This window comes from Leclercia sp. 29361 (genome assembly GCF_011290365.1).
GTDB lineage: Bacteria > Pseudomonadota > Gammaproteobacteria > Enterobacterales > Enterobacteriaceae > Enterobacter > Enterobacter tamurae.
Genome location: NZ_CP049786.1, coordinates 3,214,893 through 3,240,047, shown reverse-complemented (window position 1 = coordinate 3,240,047; position 25,155 = coordinate 3,214,893). Strand labels below are relative to the sequence as shown.

Below are 25,155 nucleotides of genomic sequence, written 5' to 3'. Positions count from 1 at the left end.
CCGTTTTCAATTTGTGAGTAAATTCACAGTAAGTTAACAATGCGCTGTCTATGATGTCAGCGTTTTAGTGACTGAAACGCTATGTAACGGTGAGTAATCGTTTTTACTATAGCCACGGCACGTTAAACATCCAAAAAAACGCATTCTGGAGCGTTACCGACCAAGGAAGATAGAAATTTTATAAGTGGACTTCGGCGGGCAGTAACGTTTCTTTAACATGCCGCCGCCGATCGTTATTCACACGAACTACCCTGCATAAAAAAAACCGGAGATATCATGAATAAGAAGGTGTTGACTCTGTCTGCTGTTATGGCAAGCATGCTTTTTGGTGCGACCGCGCACGCTGCAGATAGCCGTATTGGTGTGACTATCTATAAATACGACGACAACTTTATGTCTGTTGTGCGTAAAGCCATCGAGAAAGAGGGCAAAGGGGCGCCAGACGTTCAGCTGCTGATGAATGACTCTCAGAATGACCAGTCCAAACAGAACGACCAGATTGACGTCCTGCTGGCTAAAGGCGTGAAAGCCCTGGCAATCAACCTGGTTGACCCGGCTGCTGCGGGCACCGTTATTGAGAAAGCACGTGGCCAGAATGTGCCAATTGTGTTCTTCAACAAAGAACCTTCCCGTAAAGCGCTGGATAGCTACGACAAAGCCTTCTACGTGGGCACTGACTCCAAAGAATCCGGCATCATTCAGGGCGACCTGATTGCTAAACACTGGGCTGCTAACCCGAACTGGGATCTGAACAAAGACGGTCAGGTTCAGTTCGTTCTGCTGAAAGGCGAGCCGGGCCACCCGGATGCTGAAGCACGTACCACTTACGTTATCAAAGAGCTGAACGACAAGGGTCTGAAAACCCAGCAGCTGGCGTTAGATACCGCCATGTGGGATACCGCGATGGCGAAAGACAAGATGGACGCCTGGCTGTCCGGCCCGAACGCTGACAAAATCGAAGTGGTTATCGCCAACAACGATGCGATGGCAATGGGTGCTGTAGAAGCGCTGAAAGCTCACAACAAATCTTCTGTGCCGGTATTTGGCGTGGATGCCCTGCCTGAAGCAATGGCGCTGGTTAAATCTGGCGCAATGGCCGGTACCGTGCTGAACGATGCTAACAACCAGGCGAAAGCTACCTTCGATCTGGCGAAAAACCTGGCAGACGGCAAAGGCGCTGCTGACGGTACCAACTGGAAAATCGAAAACAAAGTTGTTCGCGTACCGTACGTTGGCGTAGATAAAGAAAACCTGGCGCAGTTCACCAGTAAATAAGTTTTAGTATTTCACTGGGCGCAGTTTCTGCGCCCTTTTATCACGCGACGCGAGGCCGAGAAGGTATAATTATGGTCAGCACAACGACTCAGTCGTCCGGTGAATTCTTGTTGGAAATGAGCAATATCAACAAGTCTTTTCCCGGGGTTAAAGCACTGGATAATGTTAATTTAAAAGTACGGCCTCACTCCATTCACGCTTTAATGGGTGAAAACGGTGCGGGTAAATCAACATTATTGAAATGCTTATTTGGGATCTATCAAAAAGATTCTGGCAGCATTGTTTTTCAGGGGAAAGAGATCGATTTCCATTCTGCCAAAGAGGCGCTGGAAAACGGTATTTCGATGGTTCACCAGGAACTTAACCTGGTACTTCAGCGTTCTGTTATGGACAATATGTGGTTGGGTCGTTATCCGACCAAAGGCGTATTTGTCGATCAGGACAAAATGTATCGCGATACGAAAGCCATTTTTGATGAACTGGATATTGATATCGATCCGCGCGCGCGCGTGGGGACGTTATCGGTGTCACAGATGCAGATGATCGAAATCGCCAAGGCGTTCTCCTATAACGCCAAAATCGTGATTATGGATGAGCCGACCTCTTCATTAACGGAGAAAGAGGTGAACCACCTGTTCACCATTATCCGTAAGCTGAAGGATCGCGGCTGCGGCATCGTTTATATCTCGCACAAAATGGAAGAGATCTTCCAGCTATGTGATGAGATCACGGTGCTGCGCGACGGTCAGTGGATTGCCACTCAGCCGCTGGAAGGGCTGGATATGGACAAGATCATCGCCATGATGGTGGGTCGCTCCCTGAACCAGCGTTTCCCGACGAAAGAGAACAAGCCGGGTGAAGTGATTCTGGAAGTACGCAACCTCACGTCGCTGCGTCAGCCTTCCATTCGCGATATCTCCTTCGACCTGCATAAAGGGGAGATCCTCGGGATTGCTGGTCTGGTGGGGGCTAAGCGTACCGATATCGTGGAGACCCTGTTCGGTATTCGCGAGAAATCCGGCGGGACCATCACCCTGCACGGGAAAAAGATCAATAATCATAACGCCAACGAAGCCATTAACCACGGTTTTGCGCTGGTGACGGAAGAGCGCCGCTCAACCGGTATTTACGCCTATCTGGATATTAACTTTAACTCGTTGATTTCTAATATTCAGAATTACAAAAATAAAATCGGTCTGTTGGATAATTCCCGCATGAAGAGCGATACCCAATGGGTAATTGACTCAATGCGCGTGAAAACCCCAGGTCACCGCACGCAAATTGGCTCGCTCTCCGGTGGAAATCAGCAGAAAGTAATTATCGGACGCTGGTTATTAACCCAGCCTGAAATTCTGATGCTGGATGAACCCACCCGTGGTATCGACGTGGGTGCAAAGTTTGAAATTTATCAGCTGATTGCTGAATTAGCCAAGAAAGATAAAGGGATCATTATTATTTCGTCCGAAATGCCGGAATTGTTAGGGATCACAGATCGTATTCTGGTCATGAGCAATGGTCTCGTTGCCGGAATTGTTGAAACCAAAACGACAACGCAAAACGAAATTTTGCGTCTTGCGTCTTTGCACCTTTAAGATTAGGGGCTCCTCATGAGTGCGTTAAATAAGAAAAGTTTTCTTACTTATCTGAAAGAAGGCGGTATTTACGTTGTTCTTTTAGTCTTGCTGGCCATTATTATTTTCCAGGATCCGACATTCTTAAGTCTCCTGAACTTAAGTAACATTCTGACCCAGTCTTCGGTGCGTATTATTATCGCCCTGGGCGTAGCGGGTCTGATCGTCACCCAGGGTACTGACCTGTCAGCCGGTCGTCAGGTTGGTCTGGCGGCGGTTGTCGCGGCAACGCTTCTGCAGTCGATGGAAAACGCCAACAAGGTGTTCCCGGAGATGGCGACCATGCCGATTATCGTGGTAGTCCTGATTGTCTGCGCTATCGGTGCGATCATCGGTCTGATTAACGGCATCATTATCGCTTACCTGAACGTAACGCCGTTCATCACCACCCTGGGTACGATGATCATCGTTTACGGTATCAACTCCCTGTACTACGACTTCGTGGGTGCCTCACCGATTTCCGGTTTCGACAGCGGCTTCTCTACCTTTGCGCAGGGCTTTATCGCGCTGGGCAGCTTCCGCCTCTCTTACATCACCTTCTACGCCCTGATTGCGGTGGCCTTTGTCTGGGTGCTGTGGAACAAAACCCGCTTCGGTAAAAACATCTTTGCTATCGGCGGCAACCCGGAAGCGGCGAAAGTCTCCGGTGTTAACGTGGCGCTGAACCTGCTGGTTATCTATGCCCTCTCCGGCGTGTTCTACGCGTTCGGTGGTTTGCTGGAAGCGGGCCGTATCGGCTCTGCCACAAACAACCTCGGCTTTATGTATGAGCTGGATGCGATTGCGGCCTGCGTGGTGGGCGGCGTCTCCTTCAGCGGCGGTGTGGGTACTGTGCTGGGCGTGGTAACCGGTGTGATCATCTTCACTGTTATCAACTACGGCCTGACCTATATCGGCGTGAACCCGTACTGGCAGTACATTATCAAAGGCGCGATCATTATCTTCGCCGTTGCGCTGGACTCCCTGAAGTACGCGCGTAAGAAGTAAGATTGGTGATAATAAAAAACCCGCGTAATGCGGGTTTTTTTATGGTTGCTGGGGTTCATTTGCTAACAGCGACACGATAAGTGATTTTGAGGTGGGGACCAGTCCGGTTTCCAGCCCGAACGGTTTAAAGACTTTATTAATCATCTCCGCAGAAAAATTGCCTTTATCATTTTCCACTTCTGATAACGTCTTACGTGCCACCTTCACCAGACGAGCATAATCATCCTGACGCAGCCCTAAAACCTCGATCCTGAGTCGCTTCAATGCCTGGCCTTGCGTGATATTCCCCAGTAACAGGTCCCGGATAATGGCATGCATCACCGGTTTACGGTCCAGCGTATTGACTCTGGGTTTATTGGGTGAGAATCGCTGACGGCCTGATCCTGTAATGAGCGCTTCGTCCGCTATGGGGAGCGGAGAGGAGGGGAGACGCTGATTACGGCTGCGTAGATTTGCCAGCGTGGCACTCAGGTCTGACTGTTTCTTATCAGAAGATTTCATAACAATTTCCAGCGCGTCAGTTTATCGGCAATAAAGTTGAAACCAGTAGCGGGCATCTCAAGAATCTGCCCGGGCACACCACGGTCTTGTAAGCGTGCTTTAAGCCCAGCAAGCTGCGCTGATGTTTCCCGTAATGCAGCTAACAGTTGGGGAGCGGGAACTAAATCAGACAGCGCCTGAGCGATACCGTTGAAATCGTACTCACCGCCTGATTCATAGGGTGATGACCACTTTGTTGAGCGTGGTATCCCTTCCGGATCTGCTTTCATCGGGGCAAAATCGTATATGGGGGCCAGATAAATTTTATTTTCTGTTCTGATAAAAGCGGTATTACGACCGTGATTGTCACTGTTGCCAAACAAAATATTCAACAGGTCTCGGCGAACCCATTCGACAACAAAGTCAGGAATATTGAAATTATATCCCTGCTCGCAACACATATTACTGCGTGTGATTTTGTCGATTAATGTGCGAAGCGTTGTTTCATGATCGAGAGTAACCCCCGGGCCCTTTTGTAACAGGGAATAGACAGATTCCATCCCTAACTTGATTAACTCCCCTTGCGCATTTCTTGCGATATCAAAACGGGGCAGCCATAAGGAAGGGTAGCTACGACCTTCCAGTAGCCTCATCCCTTCGGTGGGGATAGTGCTGAACCCCATGGCTGTTAGCTCATGATAATAATGAAATTCAGCTCTCAATATATTGCAGTCGATTTCGTTTCGCGCACCCCGAGGGTACTTAACCAGATAATAACTGTCCTGGTTGTCAGGGTTATTTTGCCAGGTATCGATCCAGATCTTTTGTTCCTTGCTGCAACGCAACAATAATTTTGGCGCCTCCCCGCCGGCACCTGTTGCCCCACCGGCTGCAGCGCCTCTCTCCTGAGCATAATCGAGAAAATCGGCGGCGCGGTTAATAACATCTTCTACCGTAAAATAGTGCGCTTCCGCGCGCGGATGATAATCGGGAACGGATTCTTTAATACGTAGGTTACCAACAGGAGACATCGTGCCATATTTCAGCAGGATAAAATTTTGCTGGCCGATGGGTAGATCGTTAATGTCGAGATAGTTTATCCAGTAACGACGACTTGCGCCGCTTGGAATGATGTCATCCAGGAATCTCAGCCAGCCTGGTTTACCCCGATCATCAAAGTAGAGGGAGACAGGATAATTCAGTGAGACGGCACGATGATCGTCGTAGTCAAGAAAATCGATAGCATAATCAGAGAGATAATTGACTTCCGTGGTTCGCCAGTCGTCATTATCGCTATAAGGGAAAGTGACGATCGCAATGTCTTGCCATTCGCTGTACAACCACGCCTGTATTGTTAATGACTCCATTATCGTCTCCTCCTTGCCACATGAGTAAAATATTACGCATTAACCAGCAATTTGCCAGTTAATGTAACTTATATTACTCAGGGATGGGCATGGAAGGTTTTAATGTGTGCTACAGGACGCATTAAACTCAGGGGGTTACTTCTTCTTCTGCATCTCCAGCAGCTGCTCTGGCGTGACCGCCGGATAACCCTGGGCATCTTCCGGCACTTCGAGCATCGCCGGGATTGGCACCAGCGGGCCTAAGAAGCGCGGCTCACGTTTGAAGACATAGAGATCGGCCAGTGCCCCGAGGCGAGCACCAAATTCGCGCACCCGCACGGTGAGCATGTCTTTCGGTGACGGGACGGCATAACACTGCGCCTGAATGCCCATATGCAGGGCGATAAATAGCGCACGCTCGCAGTGGAAGCGCTGAGTGATGATGATGAAATCGTTGGTATCAAACACCTTGCGGGTGCGCACAATCGAATCGAGGGTTCTGAAACCCGCGTAGTCGAGCACGATATCCGCCGGGTCAACGCCTGCGGCAATCAGATCCTTACGCATGGTGACCGGCTCATTGTAGCTCTGCAGCGCGTTATCGCCGCTCAGCAACAGGTAGTTGACCTTCCCGCTGTTGTAGGCGTTGAGCGCTCCCTGAATGCGGTAACGGTAATACTGATTGATCACCCCGGTGCGGTAATACTTGGCGGTGCCGAGCACTACGCCAACCTGACGGTAGGGCAAGTCCTGAAGGTCATCAAAGATATAGGGAGCCGTTTTCCAGCTCATCCAACGGTCGAGGCCCAGCGCAGTCAGCAGCACAATGGCGATCAGGGCAACCAGGCTGTAAAACACGCGCTTTAACATACAGATGACTCTTACCAAAGGTGAAATTTCACTCAGGCTACTTTACCCGTCTGGTAAGCGCAAGAAACGGCGGTTTAATTGGAGGGATTTTCATCAATTGTGCGGGCATTGCTGCCCGCATCAAGGACTTACGCCAGCAGAACGCGGTCGATGCTGGTGCAACCCAGGGCGCGCAGCGTGGCCGCAGTGGCATCCCACTGGATCAGCGGAGCATCGGCTTTTTCCGCCAGAATGGCGCGCTGGATGTCCGGGTAGTCGTAACCGTTGAGGCTGAGCAGGTTCAGGGCGCCCTGCAGCGGGGGCAGCGTCGGGTTAAAGGCGGCGTTTTCGGCATAGCTGCCGGTGAAGAGTCGGCCATCGCGACACTCCAGCGCCACGCCGCTCGGGGAGTTACTGTACGGTGCGTGTGACTTGTTGGCGGCGAGAATAGCCGCCTTGGCCAGCGCGTCACCGCTGACGGCATAGCCATGATCCTGCTCATCCATCAGCAGGGATTTAATCTCCAGATCCTTCGGTCCGAAGGCGTCCGGCAGATAATCTTCCAGCGTATGAGGGGCGCGGCCCGGGAGGTTGATGCGCAGCTGCAAACCGCTGTTGAGCTCATTCATAAATTGACGACAGTGGCCGCACGGCGTGTAGTTCACGGTAATGGCCTGCAGGGAGTGTTCTCCGCGCAGCCAGGCGTGGCTTATGGCGCTCTGTTCTGCATGCACGGTCTGCTGCATGGTGGCCCCGATAAACTCCATATTGCCGCCGAAGTACCAGGTGCCGCTTACGCCGCGCGCAATGGCGCCGACGTTGAAATGAGAGAGGTCAGCACGGGCGCAGGCCGCCGCCAGCGGCAGAAGTGCAAAGGCCAGCGCGTCATCATCCAGATCGGTAGCACCTTTCAGGGCGGTGACCTGTTCAGCCGTCAGCAGGGCGGGGAAGTGTGCATCCGCCAGAACCGGGGCCAGGGCTGACTGCAAATTCTCTGCAAGCTGAGCGAAAGCTGATTGAAAACGTGGATGCATGGCGTTGCCTCTTAAAGGTTAATGGATCGGTAGTGTACGGAGCCGATGCGGCTTTATATGTGACTCAGATCTCATTATTTGTGCAACTTATGAAACTCAAATGAAAAATGCGCGACGCGTCGCAAATTTTAGCCCATGACCGCCAGAATAATCGGGAACAGGAACGGCGCGATCAGGGAGGTCATGATCCCGCAGATCACCAGCGCCAGGGAGCTGAATGCCCCTTCCTGATAATCCAGCTCCGCACAGCGGGCGGTGCCGAGGGCGTGCGAGGCGGTGCCCATCGCCAGACCACGGGCTGACTTAGTGCGAATGCGCATCGCATTCAGCAGCGTATGCCCTAATACCGCCCCGAGAATACCGACATAAATAACGCACACGGCGCTGATCGCCGGGATACCGCCGAGACTGCCACCCACTGCCATTGCGATCGGCGTGGTCACGGATTTAGGTAAAATAGAGGCCGCGATTTCCGGCGTCGCCCCCATCAGCAATGCCACCGAGGTACCGGTGATCATCGCCACCACGCTGCCCACCAGGCAGATGGTAATGATCGACTTCCAGCGGGCGCGGATCTGGTGCAGCTGTTCATACAGCGGAAACGCCAGCGCCACCACCGCAGGCTGGAGCAGATCGTTGAGGACCTTGCTGCCCTGGAAATATTTCGCGTAAGGGATGCCGGTCAGCAGCAGGAACGGAATAATCACCACCATCGCCACCAGCAGGGGGTTAAGCAGGGGGAACTTCAGGCGCACCGCCAGCTTGCGGGCGGCGAAGAATACCGCCACGGTAAGCGGCAGCGACCACCAGATATTGGCCATCATTTGTTCTGTCCTTTCTGTCCAACCACGTTACGTTCCCCATGCACCAGATGCGTGCTCCAGCTCACCACTAAAAATGCCACCAGCGTACTGATGGTGCAGGAGACAAATATCGGGCCAAACTGCGCACTCAGCAGGTCGTAATACTGCATCACCCCCACGCCAATCGGCACGAACAGCAGCGCCATATAGCGGATTAATACCGAGCAGCCGGGCTTGACCCATTTTGCCGGGAGGATTTGCAGCGCGAGCAGCACAAAGAGGATCAGCATGCCAATAATGCTGCCGGGAATGGTAATGGGCAGCAGGGAGGCGAGAAAGATACCCGCATAGAGGCAGGCATAAATCAGGATGAAGGCGCGCAGGTATTGCCAGACAACTATCAATGATTTCTTCATGGTGAAAGTCCTTAATGGAACGCATTCATCATACAATTAAAACCGGAAACGTGCTACGGATCACATCATGACTTTTGAGCATACCAGACATTACTTTCTGGAACGTTGGGCATTTCCCCAAACCGCAGGAGACAACGCGGCGCTGACAAGATACGATCAACAGATAAAGATAATGATGCTCAAATCCGGCCCTTACCCTTTACTGGAGGTAAACAATGCCATCAATTCTCATTAAAACCGCCGACGAGCTGGCTCGCCAGCGCCACGCGGGTGAACTGCTGGCCTCAGTGTTCACCATGCTGGACGACTTTATTAAGCCTGGCGTATCCACTATGGAGATCAACAATCGCGCCGAGGCCTTTATTGTCGATCAGCTTAAGTCCCGTCCGGCCAGCAAAGGGCAATATGATTACCCCTACGTGCTGAACACCTCGGTCAACGACGTGGTCTGCCACGGGATCCCTAAAGAGTCGGAACACCTTAAATCCGGGGCTATCGTCAACGTCGACATCACCCTCGAAAACGCGGGCATGATCGCCGACTCCAGTAAAATGTATCTCATTGGTGACGTTTCGCCCCTGGCCCGCCGGCTGGTGAAAGCGACCTACGAAGGGATGTGGAAGGGGATCAAGGCCGTCAAACCGGGTGCCACGCTGGGTGACATCGGCCACGCCATTCAGTCATACGTTGAAAGCCAGGGCTACAGCGTGGTGCGGGAATATTGCGGCCACGGCATTGGCAAGGAGATGCATGAAGAGCCGCAGATCCTGCACTACGGCAAACCTGGCGAAGGCCCTGTATTACAGGAGGGGATGGTCTTTACCATCGAACCGATGATCAACCAGGGCGGCAGCCGGATCAAAACGAAGAAAGATGGCTGGACGGTGGTGACCCGTGACAAAAAGCTCTCTGCCCAGTGGGAACATACCATCGCTGTGACCGCAGACGGGTTTGAGGTGCTGACCCTGCGTCCCGAAGAGTCCATTCCTGGTTAAAGCCGCAACCCACACGCATCTCTGTCCTGACGCTTCCCACCTTTCGCGGGAGCGGCTACTATAGCGCCTCTTTTTTGACGGGTACTGATATGCGTGTATTACTGGCACCGATGGAAGGCGTGCTCGATTCGCTGGTGCGTGAGCTGCTGACCGACGTTAACGATTATGATCATTGCATCACCGAGTTCCTGCGGGTGGTGGATATGTTGTTGCCGGTAAAATCGTTTTACAGACTCTGCCCGGAACTGCATCACCAGAGCCGCACCCCTTCCGGTACCCTGGTGCGGATACAGCTGCTGGGGCAATATCCCGAGTGGCTGGCGGAAAACGCCGCCCGCGCCGTTAAGCTGGGCTCCTGGGGCGTGGATCTGAACTGCGGCTGTCCATCGAAAATGGTCAACGGCAGCGGCGGCGGGGCCACGCTGCTTAAAGATCCCGAGCTAATCTACCGCGGCGCGAAAGCGATGCGCGAGGCGGTGCCCTCCCATCTGCCGGTCACGGTGAAGGTCCGTCTGGGCTGGGACAGCGGCGACAGGCAGTTTGAAATTGCCGATGCGGTGCAGCAGGCGGGTGCCAGCGAGCTGGTGGTTCACGGCCGCACCAAAGAGGATGGCTACAAAGCCGAACGCATTAACTGGCAGGCCATCGGCGAGATCCGCAGGCGTCTGACCATCCCGGTGGTGGCCAACGGCGAAATCTGGGATCGCGAAAGCGCCCTGGCCTGTATGGCAGAAACCGGCTGCGATTCAGTGATGATCGGGCGCGGGGCGCTCAACGTGCCTAACCTCAGCCGGGTAATCAAATACAACGAGCCGCGGATGCCGTGGCCGGAGGTGGTGACCCTGCTGAAGAAGTACACCCGCCTCGAAAAGCAGGGCGACACTGGCCTGTACCACGTGGCGCGCATCAAGCAGTGGCTGAGCTATCTGCGTAAAGAGTACGACGACGCGCTGGACCTGTTTCAGGAGATCCGCGCCCTGCAATCTTCGGCAGAGATCGCCCGGGTGATTCAGTCAAAATAAGCCAGGTTCGATCTGCGTCACGTTTTTCAGCGAGGCGCATTGTGGCATCGAATGAAACTGGTAAAGTGCGTTAACTGGATTGTTACTGCTGCGGCAGGCAAAACCTGATTTTCTGGCATCTGCCGGAGGTCAGGTTTTTTTGTTTCTGGGGCATGGAATGAAAATCGCCAAAATACTGAATAACAATGTGGTGGTTGTTCTGGATGAGCAGGGGCGCGAACAGGTGGTGATGGGCCGTGGGCTGGCCTTTCAAAAGCACCCTGGCGACGCGGTCCCGAAAGAGAGCATCGAGAAAGTGTTTGCCCTGCAAAGCGACGAGCTGGTGCAGCGGCTGGGGGAGTTACTCAGCCAGATCCCGCTGGAAGTGATGACCACCTGCGACCGCATTATCGGGCTGGCGGCGCAGCGGCTGGGCAAGCTGCAGGAGAGTTTGTACATCACCTTAACCGACCACTGCTACTTTGCGATTGAGCGGCAGAAGAAGGGGCTGGCGATCAAAAATGTGCTGCTGTGGGACATCAAGCGGCTCTATCCGCGCGAGTTTGAGCTGGGCCAGCAGGCCCGGGCCATCATCGCGAAACGGCTGGGTGTGGAGTTGGGTGAAGATGAAGCCGGGTTTATCGCCCTGCATCTGGTCACCGCCCAGCTCCACAGCGAGATGCCGGAGGTGATGCACGTCACCCGGGTGATGCAGGAGATCCTGCAGCTGGTGAAATACAGCTTACAGCTGGAGTATGACGAGGAGTCGCTAAGCTATCAGCGCTTCGTCACCCATCTGAAGTTTTTCGCCCAGCGGATGCTGACCCGCACCGTGGTCGCGGATGACGATGCCTCGCTGCACTCGGCGGTAAAAGATAACTACGCCAAAGCGTGGGTGTGCGCCGAGAAGATCGCCCGGCATCTGCAAAAGAGTTATCAGCGCGAGCTGACCACCGAAGAAATTATGTTTCTCACCATTCATATTGAGCGCGTGAGAAAAGAGGGGCGCTAAGTCCCCAATCTGGATTGTTACTGCACTACGCAGGCAAAACCTGAGCGCGGCTCCCGAAAGGGCGTCGTTCTCGGGTTTTTTTGTTTTTAGACTCAGTCAAACCCTGCCTGCGGGCAGTGAAGAAGGAAACAGAGATGGAATATCAAGCACTGGCGAAGGATATTCTCGGCCACATTGGCGGCAAAGAGAACATCGTCAGCCTGGTTCATTGCGCGACCCGGCTGCGTTTCAAACTGAAAGACAAACACAAAGCGGATGGTGAAGGGCTCAAGAAACATCCTGGCGTGATCATGGTGGTCGAAAGCGGCGGCCAGTTTCAGGTGGTGATTGGCAACCACGTTCACGACGTCTGGCAGGCGGTATGCCAGGAGGCGGGGCTTTCTGACGACGCGGCACCTGTCACCGAGGAAAAGGGCGAAAAAACCAGCCTTGGCGGCCAGCTTATCGATATTGTCTCCGGCATTTTTACCCCTTTTATCGGCGTCCTTGCCGCCTCGGGGATCCTGAAGGGGTTACTGGCGCTGGCGGTGGTGTGCGGCTGGCTGACTACCGACAGCGGTACCTACAAAATCTGGTTTGCCACCAGTGACGCGCTGTTCTTCTTTTTCCCGCTGGTGCTCGGCTATACCGCCGGGAAAAAGTTTGGCGGCAGCCCGTTTATCACCATGGTGATTGGCGGGGCGCTGGTGCACCCGACCATGATTCAGGCCTTCGAGGCCAGCCAGCAGGCGGGCGCGGCGGCCAATGCATTCCTCGGCATTCCGGTGATCTGGTTTAACTACAGCACCTCAGTCATTCCGATCATCCTTGCCGCCTGGGTCAGCTGCTGGCTGGAGAAGCAGGGCAATAAACGCCTGCCATCGGCGATGAAAAATTTCTTCACCCCGCTGATCTGCCTCGGCGTTACGGTACCGCTGACCTTTCTGGTGATTGGCCCGGTGGCCACCTGGCTCAGCCAGATGCTGGCCAACAGCTATCAGTGGATCTACGTGCTTGCCCCGTGGCTGGCGGGTGCCGCGATGGGCGCGGTGTGGCAGGTGTGCGTCATCTTCGGCCTGCACTGGGGGCTGGTACCGCTGATGATCAATAACCTCGCCGTGCTGGGCCATGACTCGATGCTGCCGATGCTGTTACCGGCGGTGATGGGCCAGGTGGGGGCCGCGCTCGGCGTGTTCCTGCGTACCCGGGATACCAGGCTGAAAATGCTGGCGGGCTCCTCGGTCACGGCCGGGATTTTCGGTATCACTGAACCGGCGGTGTATGGCGTGAATCTGCCTCTGCGTCGTCCCTTTATCTTCGGCTGCGTGGCCGGAGCGGTGGGCGGCGCGATTGTCGGTTTCTTCGATACTCACGTTTACTCCTTTGGCTTCGGCAACATCTTCACCATCGCGCAGATGATCCCCCCAACGGGGGTGGACGCCACGCTGTGGGGCGGGATTGCGGGAATGGTGGTGGCGCTGGTGCTGAGCTGTGTCCTGACCCTGATCGCCGGCATGCCTGCCTGCCCGTCTCCGGTCTCTTCCCCGGCGGTGGTTAACGCCGGTGAAGACATGGTCCTCTCCCCGATGTGCGGCACGGTGCTGGCGCTGGACCAGGTGCCGGACGCCACCTTTGCCAGCGGCCTGCTGGGGCAGGGGGCGGCGATTATTCCTGTCGATAACAAAGTGATTGCCCCCTTTGCCGGGGAGGTGGCCTCAATATTTGCCACTAAACATGCCATCGGCCTGCTAAGCGACAGCGGCATCGAAGTGCTGATCCATGTCGGGATCGACACCGTGAAGCTCGACGGCAAGCCGTTCACCACCCACGTCAAGGTGGGTGACAAAGTACAGCCGGGCGATCTGCTGCTGGAGTTCGACCGTCAGGCCATTCTCGATGCCGGATACGATCTGGCGACCCCGATTATTATCAGCAATAGTGACGACTACCGTGATGTCGCGACCGTGGCGGCAACCGCCGTTCAGGCCGGCGCACCGTTGCTTTGCGTCAGCCATCAATAACAGGAGAACGTAATGAAAACTTTCCCGGATGATTTCTTGTGGGGCGGCGCGGTTGCCGCGAATCAGGTAGAAGGCGCTTACCTGGACGATGGCAAAGGATTGTCCACCTCTGACGTCCAGCCGCAGGGGGTGTTTGGCCCGGTGGTGGAGCGGGTGGCGGGCGACAGCGGCATCAAGGACGTGGCGATCGATTTCTATCATCGCTACCCGGAGGATATCAAACTGTTCGCCGAGATGGGTTTCAGCTGCCTGCGTGTCTCCATAGCCTGGACGCGGATCTTCCCGAACGGCGATGAGCAGCAGCCGAACGAGGCCGGGCTGGCCTTCTATGACAGGCTGTTTGACGAGCTGGCGGCGCATAACATTACGCCGCTGGTGACCCTCTCGCACTACGAGATGCCGTGGGGCCTGGTGAAACAGTACGGCGGCTGGGGCAGTCGTCGGGTGATCGGTTTTTTCGAGCGCTACGCCCGCACCGTCTTCACCCGCTACCAGCACAAGGTCAAGCTGTGGCTCACCTTTAACGAGATCAACATGTCCCTGCACGCGCCAATGACCGGCGTCGGCCTGCCGGAAACCAGCAGCAAGGCGGAGGTCTATCAGGCGATCCACCATCAGCTGGTGGCCAGCGCACTGGCGGTGAAAGCCTGCCACGAGATCATCCCGGATGCGAAAATCGGCAACATGCTGCTGGGCGGCCTGGTCTACCCCCTGACCTGCAAGCCGGACGATGTGCTGGAAGCCCTGCAGGAGAACCGCGCCTGGCAGTTCTTCGGCGATGTGCAGTGCCGCGGGGCCTACCCGGGCTACATGCTGCGCTACTTCCGTGATAACGGCATTCAGCTGGATATCACCGAGGCGGATCGCGAGGCGCTGAAATCGACCATCGACTTCATCTCCTTCAGTTACTACATGACCGGCTGCGTCACTACCGACGAAGAGCTGAACCAGCAGGCGCGGGCCAACATCCTGAATATGGTGCCGAACCCGCATCTGGCCAGTTCAGAGTGGGGCTGGCAGATCGACCCGGTTGGCCTGCGCACCCTCCTGAACGTGCTCTGGGATCGCTATCAGAAGCCGCTGTTTATCGTCGAGAACGGTCTGGGGGCGAAGGACAAGCCGGACGCCGACGGCGTGGTGCAGGATGATTACCGCATCAGCTACCTCAACGACCATCTGGTGCAGGTGCGCGAGGCGATTGACGACGGCGTGGAGGTGATGGGCTACACCAGCTGGGGGCCAATCGATCTGGTGAGCGCCTCCAAAGCGGAACTCTCCAAACGCTACGGTTTTATCTACGTCGATCGCGACGACAGCGGGGCAGGTACCCTGGCGCGCAGCCGTAAGAAGAGTTTTTACTGGTATCAGGAGGTGATTGCCACCAAAGGCGCGTCGCTGAAAGACTGATGCCGCAAGGGCGCCCGGGCACACGACGGGCGCCTTTTCTATCTGTGTAAAGGTATGACAAAGTGTGGATTGCCACCGATTCCTAAAAAAATGAAGCGCAGCGGGCGTATTTTGCAGCCTTCTTTTTTATGTGAATAACCTGATGAAACCTTCACGTTTTTACTGTTTCTGCCTGCCTCTCTCCCTTTTCCTGGTTGCCTGTGCCCCTCACCATGATACGGCGGCCTCGCTTCATCAACAGATCCCCGCCATGAAAATAGAGACCGGGCTGGCGGCCGGGCAATGGCCCAAAAATGCGTGGTGGGAGGATTTCCACGATCCGCAGCTGACGGCCCTGATCGTAAAAGCCCAGGCCGACGCGCCGGATATGCAAATTGCCCGTCAGCGCATTGCCCTTGCCGAAGCGCAGGCCAAAATGGCGATGGCTGCTGAAGGCCCGGAGGTGGATTTCTCTGCCGATGCCGAACGGCAAAAAATGTCCGCCGAAGGGCTGATGGGGCCCTTTGCGATCACCGATCCGGCGGCCGGCACCACCGGCCCGTGGTACACCAACGGCACCTTTGGCGTTACCGCTGGGTGGGATCTGGATTTGTGGGGCAAAGACCGGGCCCAGGTGGAGGCCCGCATCGGGAAAGTTAACGCCCAACAGGCGGAGCTGGAACAGACCCGGCAGCTGCTTGCCAGCAGCGTGGCGCGCCTCTACTGGGAGTGGCAGACCCAGATTGCGATCGGGCATGTCTTAACCGCCATCAGGCAGGAGCAGGGGAATATTATCAGTACCGACCGGGAGCTGTATCAGCAGGGCATCACCTCGTCCGTGGAAGGGGTTGAAACCGACATCAATGCCGGTAAAACCGATGAGCGGCTGGCTGAGGTGAACGGCAACCTGAAAGCCATCGAGGCACGCCTTGAAGGCCTGACCAATACCCCGTCGGTAACCCTCGCCCCGCACGCCTTACCCACCGTTGCGACCACGCTGCCGGTCTCGCTGGGCTACCAGCTGCTGGCCCGCCGCCCCGATCTGCAGGAAGCCCACTGGTATATCGAAGCCTCCCTGCATGAGGTGGATGCCGCGAAAGCCGCATTTTATCCCGATGTGAACCTGATGGCGTTTCTGCAGCAGGATGCGCTGCACTTAAGCGACCTGTTCCGCTCCTCGGCGCAGCAGATGGGCGTCACCGCCGGCCTGACCCTGCCGATTTTTGACAGCGGACGCCTGAATGCCAACCTCGATATCGCCCAGGCCCAAAGCAATCTGTCGGTCGCCAACTACAACAAAGCGGTGGTGGAGGCGGTGAATCAGGTGACCCGTACCGCCAGCGAGGTCGAAACGTTAATGGAAAAAAATCAGCACCAGCAGCGCGTTGAGGCGGATGCCGCGCGGGTGGTGGCCCAGGCACAAGCGCGTTATAAGGCGGGAATTATCGCCGGAACGCGCGTCAGCGAAGCGCGAATACCGGCCCTGCAGGAACACCTGGCCGCGCTCACGCTGCAGGGGCAGTACATCGATGCCACCCTGCAGCTCACCTCCGCGCTGGGCGGCGGCTATCAGCACGGGTAGAAAATGAGAAGTAACTATACTTATCTCTTTGTCTTCTTTTTGGAGGTGAGTATGGGTTCAAACAATCGTGTGGCTATTGTGACGGCATCGGATTCAGGGATCGGTAAAACCACGGCGCTGATGCTGGCGGAGCGTGGGTTTGATATTGGCGTCACCTGGCACTCGGATGAAGAGGGGGCGATGAAAACCTGTCGTGAGATCGAGGCGCGCGGACAGCGGGCCGAGGCGATTCATCTGGATCTCAGCCAGCTACCGGACGGGGCGAAGGCGATCGAGACCCTGATTGAGCGCTTCGGACGTATCGACGTGCTGGTCAACAACGCCGGGGCGATGGTCAAAGCGTCGTTTCTGGAGATGGAGTATGAGCAGTGGCGATCCATTTTTAGCGTCGATGTCGATGGGGCGTTTCTCTGCTCGCAGATCGCCGCCCGGCAGATGGTGAAGCAGGGTGAGGGCGGGCGGATCGTCAATATCACCTCGGTGCATGAACATACCCCGCTGCCGGATGCCAGCGCCTACACCTCGGCAAAACATGCCCTCGGCGGCCTGACCAAGTCGATGGCGATGGAGCTGGTGCATCACAATATTCTGGTTAACGCCGTCGCGCCGGGGGCTATCGCCACGCCGATGAACGACATGGACGACAGTGAAGTGGAGCCGGGCTCGATGCCGAACATTCCGCTCGCAAGACCGGGGCATACCAAAGAGATCGCCAGCCTGGTGGCCTGGCTGTGTGACACCGACGCCAGCTACGCCACCGGACAATCCTTTATCGTCGATGGCGGCTTTATGCTGGGCAATCCGCAGTTTAAACCGGCGGAGTAAATCAGTGGCGATCCCGGCGTTTTAGCCACCAGCGTACCGCGAGAACCAGCACCACCACCAGGATCAGCCAGATCCAGTGGCGCAGGTGCTGGTTTAGCGAGTGCAGCCATGGCTCCAGTACTTCACCCCCGACGTACCCTAGGGTAGTGAAGATCAGCGCCCAGATGATGGCCCCGACAATGTTGAGCGGCAGGAAAATTTTTGGCGGCAGACGGCTGGCGCCGATCAGCAGCGGGCCGATGATGCGAAAGCCGTACATAAAGCGGGTACCGATGACGAACAGGTAGGGGTGACGCTGGATCAGTTGTTGGGCGCGGTCGATTTTCTTCTGATGGCGGGAAAAACGTCGCAGGATTGCCGGACCAAACCGCACCCCAACCAGGTAGAGCAACTGATCGCCGATCATCCCGCCGAGCGCCACGGCGGCCACCACCAGGGGGAAACGTAGCAGTCCCTGATGCGCCGCCACACCCCCCAGCAGGGTGATGGTTTCGCCTTCCGCTATGCTGCCAACAACCAACGCGGCATAGCCATACTGTGCAATGAGAGTATTGATATCCATGGGGTAAGCGTAGCCTTCCTGAGAAAGTCTGCATAATCATACACTCCGACATTCAATGAACCGACAACCGCCATTTCTTATGTTGCTCAAAAAATAATCGCAGGCTGCATTATACTTGAGGTATCGCTAGCGGGCCGACAACAAGGGGGCGTTATGAACCATGTCTGGGGACTCTTTTCCCATCCCGATCGTGAAATGCACGTGATCAGAGGCGAAAACGAAACGGTCAGCCATCACTATACCCACCATGTGTTGCTGATGGCCGCCGTGCCGGTGATATGCGCATTTATTGGTACCACGCAAATAGGCTGGGATTTTGATGACGGCAATATCGTCAAACTGTCGTGGACGACCGGCCTGGCACTGGCCGTGGTGTTTTATGCGCTGATGCTGGCCGGGGTGGCGGCGATGGGGCGGGTGATTTACTGGATGGCGCGCAAATATCCGCAGCGGCCTTCGCTGACGCACTGCATGGTGTTTGCCGGGTATGTGGCAACACCGCTGTTTCTGAGCGGGATTGTGGCGCTCTATCCGATCGTCTGGCTATGCGCGCTGGTAGGAACCCTGGCGCTGTTTTATACCGGTTATCTGCTCTATATCGGCATTCCTACCTTCCTGAAGATCAACAAAGAAGAGGGCCGAAGCTTTTCCGGCTCTACTCTCGCCATCGGCGTGCTGTTACTTGAGGTGCTGCTGGCGCTGACGGTTATTCTTTGGGGTTATGGATATCGTCTCTTCTGAGGTCACTGCATTGCTGGCGTAATTGCCAGCAATGCAGCATCTGTTCACGATTAACTACTGGCAGCAAGGCATCCGGACGGCTATGATGCCTTAGCCAGCCCGCGTTCGCGCCATCACCCGGGCGGTGTACGTTATTACGTGCATGAATAATTATCAGAAATCTCACCATGCTGAAATTCCGCGTTTCTTTACTGAGTCTTGCACTGTTGCTGGCTGTGCCAGTGGCGACCCCGGCGATCGCTAAACCTGCCGCTGTGGCTACTGCGGCCCAGCCGGAGATTGCCTCCGGTAGCGCCATGATCGTCGATCTGAATACCAACAAAGTGATCTACTCCAGCCACCCGAATCTGGTGCGCCCGATCGCCTCGATTACCAAATTAATGACCGCGATGGTGGTGCTCGATGCCCGACTGCCGCTGGATGAAAAACTGCGGGTCGATATCAGCCAGACGCCGGAGATGAAAGGGATCTACTCCCGGGTGCGCCTGAAGAGTGAAATCAGCCGCAAAAACATGCTGCTGCTGGCGCTGATGTCCTCGGAAAACCGCGCTGCGGCAAGCCTGGCGCATCACTATCCGGGCGGCTATAACGCCTTTATCCGCGCGATGAACGCGAAAGCGAAGGCATTGGGGATGGTTCAGACGCGCTTTGTGGAGCCAACCGGCCTGTCGATTCATAACGTCTCGACGGCGCAGGATCTGACGAGATTGCTGATTGCCACTAAGCAGTATCCGCTGCTCGGCCAGCTCAGCACCACCCGTGAAGAGATGGCGACCTTCTCGAATCCGGCCTATACCCTGCCGTTTCGTAACACCAACCATCTGGTTTACCGCGATAACTGGAATATTCAGCTGACCAAAACCGGCTTTACCAACGCCGCGGGCCACTGTCTGGTGATGCGTACGGTCTTTAATGGCAAGCCGGTGGCGCTGGTGGTGATGGATGCCTTCGGCAAATATACCCACTTTGCTGATGCCAGCCGTCTGCGGACCTGGATTGAAACCGGGAAGGTGCAGCCGGTACCGGCTGCGGCGCTGAGCTATAAAAAGCAAAAAGCCGCCCAGATGGCGACAGCGCAAAACGATTGAGTTGTTTGTAAATGCCCGGCGGCGCTGCGCTTGCACGGGCCTACGGGGTGTGTAGGCCGGGTAAGCGCAGCGCCACCCGGCAATACCGGGCACAATGCCTCTTACTCCGGCAGCGTCCAGTCACCGTCATTGAGGGGGCGCTGCATAATCAGCGTATCGCGCCAGTCCCCTTTCTTGTAGCCCACGCTTCTGAGCTGTCCCGCCACTTCGAATCCATGTTTTTTATGCAGGCGTAACGAACCGGCATTGTTTGGCCCATCCCCGACGATGGCGATCATCTGCCGCCACGGCCCCTCTTCGCTACGGGCAATCAGGGCGCTCAGCAGTGCGCTGCCAAAGCCGCGTCCGGGCGTGCTGGCCTCGACGTAAACCGAATCTTCAATGGTGTAACGGTACCCGGGGCGCGGGCGATAGAGGGTGGCGTAACTAAAGCCCACCACAATCCCCCGATAGAGCGCCACCAGCCACGGCAAACCCTGACTGGTCACCGCGCTAATACGCTGGCGCATCTCGTCTACGTCAGGGGGAACCTCTTCAAAGGAGGCGCGCCCGTTAAGGACGTGCCAGGCGTAAATGGCGGCAATGGCATGCGCGTCCTCCGCCTCTGCATCGCGAATCTGAACGTCAGTTTCGGAAAAAGTTTCAATAGCCGACATAGGTGTCCGCTCCTCGCAAAAAAGCCAGAGAAACGTTTCCCTGGCGACCCGTGGCTACTCTAGTACGATTTGTATGGGCTTAATAGCGGGCCCACCCTGGCTAACTGGTTTGATCAGTGGCTTGCGCACCATGCCCCGCTGTTTCAGGCTGCTCTTTCCAGTTTTTATGCTTGGTGGTTTTACCAATGCCCGGGTTCATGCTGTTTGTCGGGTCATTTTCGCGATAAAACTGCTTTAATGCGGCCGGGGCTTCGTAAATGTGACCCACATTGTGTTCCGCCGGGTACTGCGCGCCGCGCGCCTTCAACAACGCCAGCATCTGCGCCTTCAGGGCGTGGGCATCCACCCCTTTTTTGACGATGTAATCCTGATGGAAGACATAACACATAAAGTGGCCGTAATAGAGCTTATGTACCAGCTGGCTATCGATCTCCGGCGGCAGCTGCTCGAACCACTCGGTATCGTTGCGGCGCAGGGCGATATCCAGCGCCAGAATGTCTTCCACCTCGTCGGCGTGTACCGCCTGATAGCGGATCGCGGCCCCGGCGGCGGCAAAGCGGTGTAAAAAGGCCTTGCTGCCCTCTTCAGGGGTGCAGGCGAAGAAGTCGCCCTCGGCGCTTTTAAAGAATTCCGCCAGCCAGGTCTGCGCTTCGGCAATGCCGTCGCCCGACATTTTCAGCAGCAGGTGATGCTCGTACTTATCCCGCCAGCTTTTCATCCGCGGCGGCAGGTGCGCCGGGAAGGCATTGCCCAGCTTTTGCATAAAGCGGTCGGTAAAGTGCGGCTTAAACAGCGATACCTTCTCCAGCATCGCATCGGTGCGCCCCTTCATGGTGAAGAAGAAGGGCATCTTGTCGGTGCCGAGCTTGTCGATCATCAGGAAGGTATCTTTGCCGTAGCGTTCGGCAATGTCGTAGATATCCCGGTGCATATACTCACCGGCCACCGGCAGGTGGGTGAACTCCCCGAGGATGTGGCGACGAATGGTGGTCAGCACCTCAGGCTGGTTGGTGCCGATGTAAAACACCTGCTGCCGTTTCTCGGCCGGGAAGGTGTCGAGGCGCACGGCAAAGACGGCCAGCTTGCCGGCACAGCCGGAAGATTCAAACAGACGATCCGGGTCGGCGTTATAGCGCGCCGGGGTGTCGGCGTCGATCTCGCGTACCCGGGAGATGTAGTCATGATCGTGAGCATGGCGGCCGTCGTGCAGCACATCGCTGTCCTTGACGCGATCGTCATCCAGCTTGCTGAGGATCTGCTCCGGCGTGACGCCCAGATCGATACCCAGGTGGTTCACCAGGGTCAGTTTGCCCTGTTCATCAATACGCGCAAACAGGGACATTTCGGTATAAGCCGGGCCGCGCTGCACCAGCGAGCCACCGGAGTTGTTGCAGATCCCGCCGATCACCGAGGCGCCGATACAGGACGAGCCGATCACCGAGTGCGGCTCGCGGCCCAGTGGTTTCAGCGCCTTCTCCAGGGAGTAGAGCGTGGTGCCCGGATAGGCCAGCACCTGCTCGCCCTTGTCCAGCAGATGCAGCTTGTCGAGGCGCAGGGTGCTGATAATTACAATGTCGCGGTCGTAATCGTTGCCGTTCGGCGTGGAGCCTTCGGTCAGGCCAGTATTGGCCGCCTGCATCAGAATGATTTTGTCTGCCGCCACGCAGGCGCTGAGCACACGCCACAGCTCCAGCAGGGTGCCAGGGAAGACCACCGCCAGCGCGTCGCCTTGTCCGGAGCGAAAGCCCTTGCGGTAGCGGGCCGTTTTCGCGGCATCGGTCAGCAGGTGCGCCTGGCCTACCAGACGTGACAGTTCGTTAATGAAGCTGGTGTTATCAGAAGACATCGTCCACCCCTTGTGGTTATTCAAATGCGTGTCCAAAATCATAGCGCGATTAATGTTTAAGCGAACCAGTATTCACCAGAAAAATCAGAGAATAAACCCTGCAAGGTTCACAGGGTTTATGGCACACTGCGCTTTTCGTACGGTCTGGCCGCGACTATCCGGCGGTTATTGATGAGAGAGTAAACGAGATGAAATGGCTTTGTTCTGTAGGGGTAGCTGTGAGTCTGGCGCTGCAACCCGCGCTGGCTGATGACCTGTTTGGCAATCATCCGCTGACGCCGGAAGCCCGCGACGCTTTTGTCACCGATCTGCTCACAAAGATGTCGGTCGATGAGAAAATCGGCCAGCTGCGTCTGATTAGCGTCGGCCCGGATAACCCGAAAGAAGCCATCCGCGAGATGATTAAAAACGGGCAGGTGGGGGCAATTTTCAACACCGTCACCCGTCAGGATATCCGCAAAATGCAGGATCAGGTGATGGAGCTCAGCCACCTGAAAATCCCATTATTTTTCGCCTATGACGTGGTTCACGGCCAGCGTACCGTCTTCCCGATCAGCCTCGGCCTGGCCTCCTCCTTTAACCTCGAGGCGGTGAAAACCGTCGGCCGCGTGTCGGCTTACGAAGCGGCGGATGATGGCCTCAACATGACCTGGGCGCCGATGGTCGACGTCTCCCGCGATCCGCGCTGGGGCCGTGGCTCAGAAGGCTTCGGGGAAGATACCTATTTAACCGCAACGATGGGCAAAACCATGGTTGAAGCGATGCAGGGCAAAAGCCCGGCCGATCGCTACTCGGTGATGACCAGCGTTAAGCACTTCGCCGCCTATGGCGCAGTGGAGGGCGGGAAGGAGTACAACACCGTCGACATGAGCCCGCAGCGCCTGTTTAACGACTATATGCCGCCGTACAAAGCCGGTCTCGATGCCGGGAGCGGCGCGGTGATGGTGGCCCTGAACTCGCTGAACGGCACCCCTGCGACCTCCGATGCCTGGCTACTGAAAGATGTGCTGCGCGACCAGTGGGGCTTTAAGGGCATCACCGTCTCCGACCACGGGGCGATCAAAGAGCTGATCAAGCATGGCACGGCCTCTGACCCGGAAGACGCGGTGCGGGTGGCGCTGAAGTCCGGCATCAATATGAGCATGAGCGACGAGTACTACAGCAAGTATCTGCCGGGTCTGGTGAAGAGCGGTAAAGTCACCATGGCGGAGCTGGACGATGCCACGCGCCACGTCCTGAACGTGAAGTATGACATGGGGCTGTTTAACGATCCCTACAGCCATCTGGGGCCGAAAGAGTCCGATCCGACGGACACCAATGCCGAGAGCCGTTTACATCGCAAAGAAGCCCGCGACGTGGCGCGCGAAAGCCTGGTGCTGCTGAAAAACCGTCTGGAAACGCTGCCGCTGGCCAAATCCGGCACCGTGGCAGTTGTTGGCCCGCTGGCGGACAGCAAGCGTGACGTGATGGGCAGCTGGTCTGCGGCAGGCGTGGCCGATCAGTCGGTGACCGTGCTGACCGGCATCAAAGACGCGCTGGGCGACAAGGGCAAGGTGATTTACGCCAAAGGCGCCAACGTCACCAGCGACAACGACATCGTCACCTTCCTTAACCAGTATGAAGAGGCGGTGAAGGTCGATCCGCGTTCCGCGCAGGAGATGATCGACGAGGCGGTTAACGCCGCGAAGCAGTCCGACGTGGTGGTTGCCGTAGTGGGTGAAGCGCAGGGCATGGCCCATGAAGCGTCGAGCCGTACCGATATCACTCTGCCACAGAGCCAGAAGGCGCTGATTGCCGCGCTGAAAGCCACCGGTAAACCGCTGGTGCTGGTGCTGATGAACGGCCGTCCGCTGGCGCTGGTCGACGAGAACCAGCAGGCGGATGCGATTCTGGAAACCTGGTTCGCCGGCACCGAGGGCGGGAACGCTATCGCCGACGTGCTGTTTGGCGATTACAATCCGTCGGGCAAACTGCCAATGTCCTTCCCGCGCTCCGTCGGGCAGATCCCGGTGTACTACAGCCACCTGAATACCGGTCGTCCGTACAACGCGGATAAACCGAACAAGTACACCTCGCGCTATTTCGACGAAGCCAATGGCCCTCTGTATCCGTTTGGCTATGGCCTGAGCTACACCACCTTCACCGTTTCCGACGTGAAAATGTCGGCGCCAACGATGAAAGCGGATGGCACGGTAACGGCCAGCGTCGAGGTGACCAACAGCGGCAAACGTGAAGGGGATACGGTGATCCAGATGTACGTCCAGGATGTGACCGCCTCCATGAGCCGTCCGGTGAAACAGCTGCGTGGCTTCGAGAAGGTGCACCTGAAACCAGGCGAAACCAAAACTGTCAGCTTCCCGATTGACGTGGATGCGCTTAAGTTCTGGAACCAGCAGATGAAATACGCTGCCGAGCCGGGCAAGTTCAACGTCTTTATCGGTGTCGATTCTGCCCGTGTGAATAAGGGCGAGTTCGAGCTGCTGTAACAGCTGCCGGGTGGTAAGGTAAAAGCAAAACGGTAACCTTCGGGTTACCGTTTTTTGTGTTTGCGCCCTCTCCCCGTGGGAGAGGGTTGGGGTGAGGGCACCAGGCCGCACCAAGGCGTAGCGCCACCCGGCAATACCCAAACGGGGCCGCGTC

22 protein-coding genes are annotated in these 25,155 nt (G+C 56.3%); 13 read left to right on the top strand and 9 right to left on the bottom strand.

Translation table 11 applies throughout. From position 1 onward, the window contains the following. Positions 1-276 precede the first annotated feature (276 nt). The 3 genes from mglB to mglC all read left to right on the top strand — a co-directional run bounded on the left by mglB (position 277) and on the right by mglC (position 3,893). Positions 277-1,275, top strand: coding sequence for a galactose/glucose ABC transporter substrate-binding protein MglB (gene mglB, locus G7090_RS15525; RefSeq protein ID WP_166182993.1), 999 nt, complete (start codon positions 277-279; stop codon positions 1,273-1,275). A 71-nt stretch (positions 1,276-1,346) separates the two neighbouring features. Beyond that, positions 1,347-2,867, top strand: a complete 1,521-nt coding sequence (gene mglA / locus G7090_RS15520) for a galactose/methyl galactoside ABC transporter ATP-binding protein MglA (RefSeq protein ID WP_106995347.1) — start codon at positions 1,347-1,349, stop codon at positions 2,865-2,867. Positions 2,868-2,882: 15 nt separating this feature from the next. After that, positions 2,883-3,893, top strand: a complete 1,011-nt coding sequence (gene mglC / locus G7090_RS15515; protein WP_106995346.1) for a galactose/methyl galactoside ABC transporter permease MglC — start codon at positions 2,883-2,885, stop codon at positions 3,891-3,893. 39 nt (positions 3,894-3,932) lie between these two features. Here the strand turns inward: mglC and G7090_RS15510 are convergent, their stop codons facing one another. The 6 genes from G7090_RS15510 to G7090_RS15485 form a co-directional block, all read right to left on the bottom strand. Beyond that, complete coding sequence (locus G7090_RS15510; RefSeq protein WP_166182992.1) at positions 3,933-4,394, bottom strand: helix-turn-helix domain-containing protein; 462 nt, start codon at positions 4,392-4,394, stop codon at positions 3,933-3,935. Then, positions 4,391-5,740 carry a type II toxin-antitoxin system HipA family toxin gene (locus tag G7090_RS15505; protein WP_166182991.1) on the bottom strand — a complete coding sequence of 450 codons (1,350 nt, stop codon included), beginning with the start codon at positions 5,738-5,740 and terminating at the stop codon, positions 4,391-4,393. The genes G7090_RS15510 and G7090_RS15505 overlap by 4 nt, the downstream gene beginning before the upstream one ends. 135 nt (positions 5,741-5,875) lie before the next feature. Beyond that, positions 5,876-6,589: an outer membrane permeability protein SanA gene (gene sanA / locus G7090_RS15500; protein ID WP_142486477.1), complete on the bottom strand. Its 714-nt coding sequence runs from the start codon at positions 6,587-6,589 to the stop codon at positions 5,876-5,878. A gap of 128 nt (positions 6,590-6,717) precedes the next feature. Continuing rightward, positions 6,718-7,602 (bottom strand): cytidine deaminase, encoded by an 885-nt coding sequence (gene cdd, locus G7090_RS15495; RefSeq protein WP_166182990.1) that lies wholly within the window; start codon positions 7,600-7,602, stop codon positions 6,718-6,720. 128 nt (positions 7,603-7,730) lie between these two features. Then, a complete protein-coding gene (locus tag G7090_RS15490) occupies positions 7,731-8,426 on the bottom strand; it encodes a CidB/LrgB family autolysis modulator (RefSeq protein WP_142486475.1) in 696 nt (231 codons plus the stop codon). Further along, on the bottom strand, positions 8,423-8,821 hold the full coding sequence (locus G7090_RS15485; protein WP_106995340.1) for a CidA/LrgA family protein: 399 nt from the start codon (positions 8,819-8,821) through the stop codon (positions 8,423-8,425). Before G7090_RS15485 ends, G7090_RS15490 begins: the two co-directional genes overlap by 4 nt. A 215-nt stretch (positions 8,822-9,036) precedes the next feature. Between G7090_RS15485 and map the strand changes: the two genes are divergently transcribed. The 7 genes from map to G7090_RS15450 all read left to right on the top strand — a co-directional run bounded on the left by map (position 9,037) and on the right by G7090_RS15450 (position 17,622). After that, positions 9,037-9,816: a type I methionyl aminopeptidase gene (gene map / locus G7090_RS15480; protein ID WP_166182989.1), complete on the top strand. Its 780-nt coding sequence runs from the start codon at positions 9,037-9,039 to the stop codon at positions 9,814-9,816. 89 nt (positions 9,817-9,905) lie between these two features. Continuing rightward, positions 9,906-10,838, top strand: a complete 933-nt coding sequence (dusC, locus tag G7090_RS15475) for a tRNA dihydrouridine(16) synthase DusC (protein WP_166182988.1) — start codon at positions 9,906-9,908, stop codon at positions 10,836-10,838. Positions 10,839-10,995: 157 nt separating this feature from the next. After that, the gene (gene licT / locus G7090_RS15470; RefSeq protein ID WP_207630076.1) at positions 10,996-11,829 is read left to right on the top strand and encodes a BglG family transcription antiterminator LicT; all 834 of its coding nucleotides are present in this window, start codon (positions 10,996-10,998) and stop codon (positions 11,827-11,829) included. Positions 11,830-11,963: 134 nt separating this feature from the next. Next, a complete protein-coding gene (gene bglF / locus G7090_RS15465) occupies positions 11,964-13,829 on the top strand; it encodes a PTS beta-glucoside transporter subunit IIABC (RefSeq protein ID WP_166182986.1) in 1,866 nt (621 codons plus the stop codon). 12 nt (positions 13,830-13,841) lie between these two features. After that, positions 13,842-15,236, top strand: coding sequence for a glycoside hydrolase family 1 protein (locus tag G7090_RS15460; protein WP_166182985.1), 1,395 nt, complete (start codon positions 13,842-13,844; stop codon positions 15,234-15,236). 142 nt (positions 15,237-15,378) lie between these two features. Next, complete coding sequence (gene mdtQ / locus G7090_RS15455) at positions 15,379-16,797, top strand: multidrug resistance outer membrane protein MdtQ (protein ID WP_166182984.1); 1,419 nt, start codon at positions 15,379-15,381, stop codon at positions 16,795-16,797. 51 nt (positions 16,798-16,848) lie between these two features. Next, the gene (locus G7090_RS15450; RefSeq protein ID WP_106995333.1) at positions 16,849-17,622 is read left to right on the top strand and encodes an SDR family oxidoreductase; all 774 of its coding nucleotides are present in this window, start codon (positions 16,849-16,851) and stop codon (positions 17,620-17,622) included. A 1-nt stretch (position 17,623) separates the two neighbouring features. Here the strand turns inward: G7090_RS15450 and G7090_RS15445 are convergent, their stop codons facing one another. Next, a complete protein-coding gene (locus G7090_RS15445) occupies positions 17,624-18,184 on the bottom strand; it encodes a DedA family protein (protein WP_106995332.1) in 561 nt (186 codons plus the stop codon). A gap of 153 nt (positions 18,185-18,337) precedes the next feature. Here G7090_RS15445 and G7090_RS15440 point away from each other — a divergent pair, with 153 nt between their 5' ends. Both G7090_RS15440 and pbpG read left to right on the top strand, forming a co-directional pair. Next, on the top strand, positions 18,338-18,925 hold the full coding sequence (locus tag G7090_RS15440; RefSeq protein ID WP_106995330.1) for a Yip1 family protein: 588 nt from the start codon (positions 18,338-18,340) through the stop codon (positions 18,923-18,925). 167 nt (positions 18,926-19,092) lie between these two features. After that, positions 19,093-20,013 (top strand): D-alanyl-D-alanine endopeptidase, encoded by a 921-nt coding sequence (gene pbpG, locus G7090_RS15435; protein ID WP_106995329.1) that lies wholly within the window; start codon positions 19,093-19,095, stop codon positions 20,011-20,013. 101 nt (positions 20,014-20,114) lie between these two features. Here the strand turns inward: pbpG and G7090_RS15430 are convergent, their stop codons facing one another. After that, positions 20,115-20,669, bottom strand: a complete 555-nt coding sequence (locus G7090_RS15430; protein ID WP_166182983.1) for a GNAT family N-acetyltransferase — start codon at positions 20,667-20,669, stop codon at positions 20,115-20,117. Between the two features lie 100 nt (positions 20,670-20,769). Beyond that, positions 20,770-22,515 carry a D-lactate dehydrogenase gene (dld, locus tag G7090_RS15425; RefSeq protein ID WP_106995327.1) on the bottom strand — a complete coding sequence of 582 codons (1,746 nt, stop codon included), beginning with the start codon at positions 22,513-22,515 and terminating at the stop codon, positions 20,770-20,772. Between the two features lie 188 nt (positions 22,516-22,703). On the opposite strand from dld, the gene bglX reads away from it, so the two are divergent. Continuing rightward, on the top strand, positions 22,704-25,001 hold the full coding sequence (bglX, locus tag G7090_RS15420) for a beta-glucosidase BglX (RefSeq protein WP_166182982.1): 2,298 nt from the start codon (positions 22,704-22,706) through the stop codon (positions 24,999-25,001). The last annotated feature ends 154 nt before the right edge of the window (positions 25,002-25,155 follow it).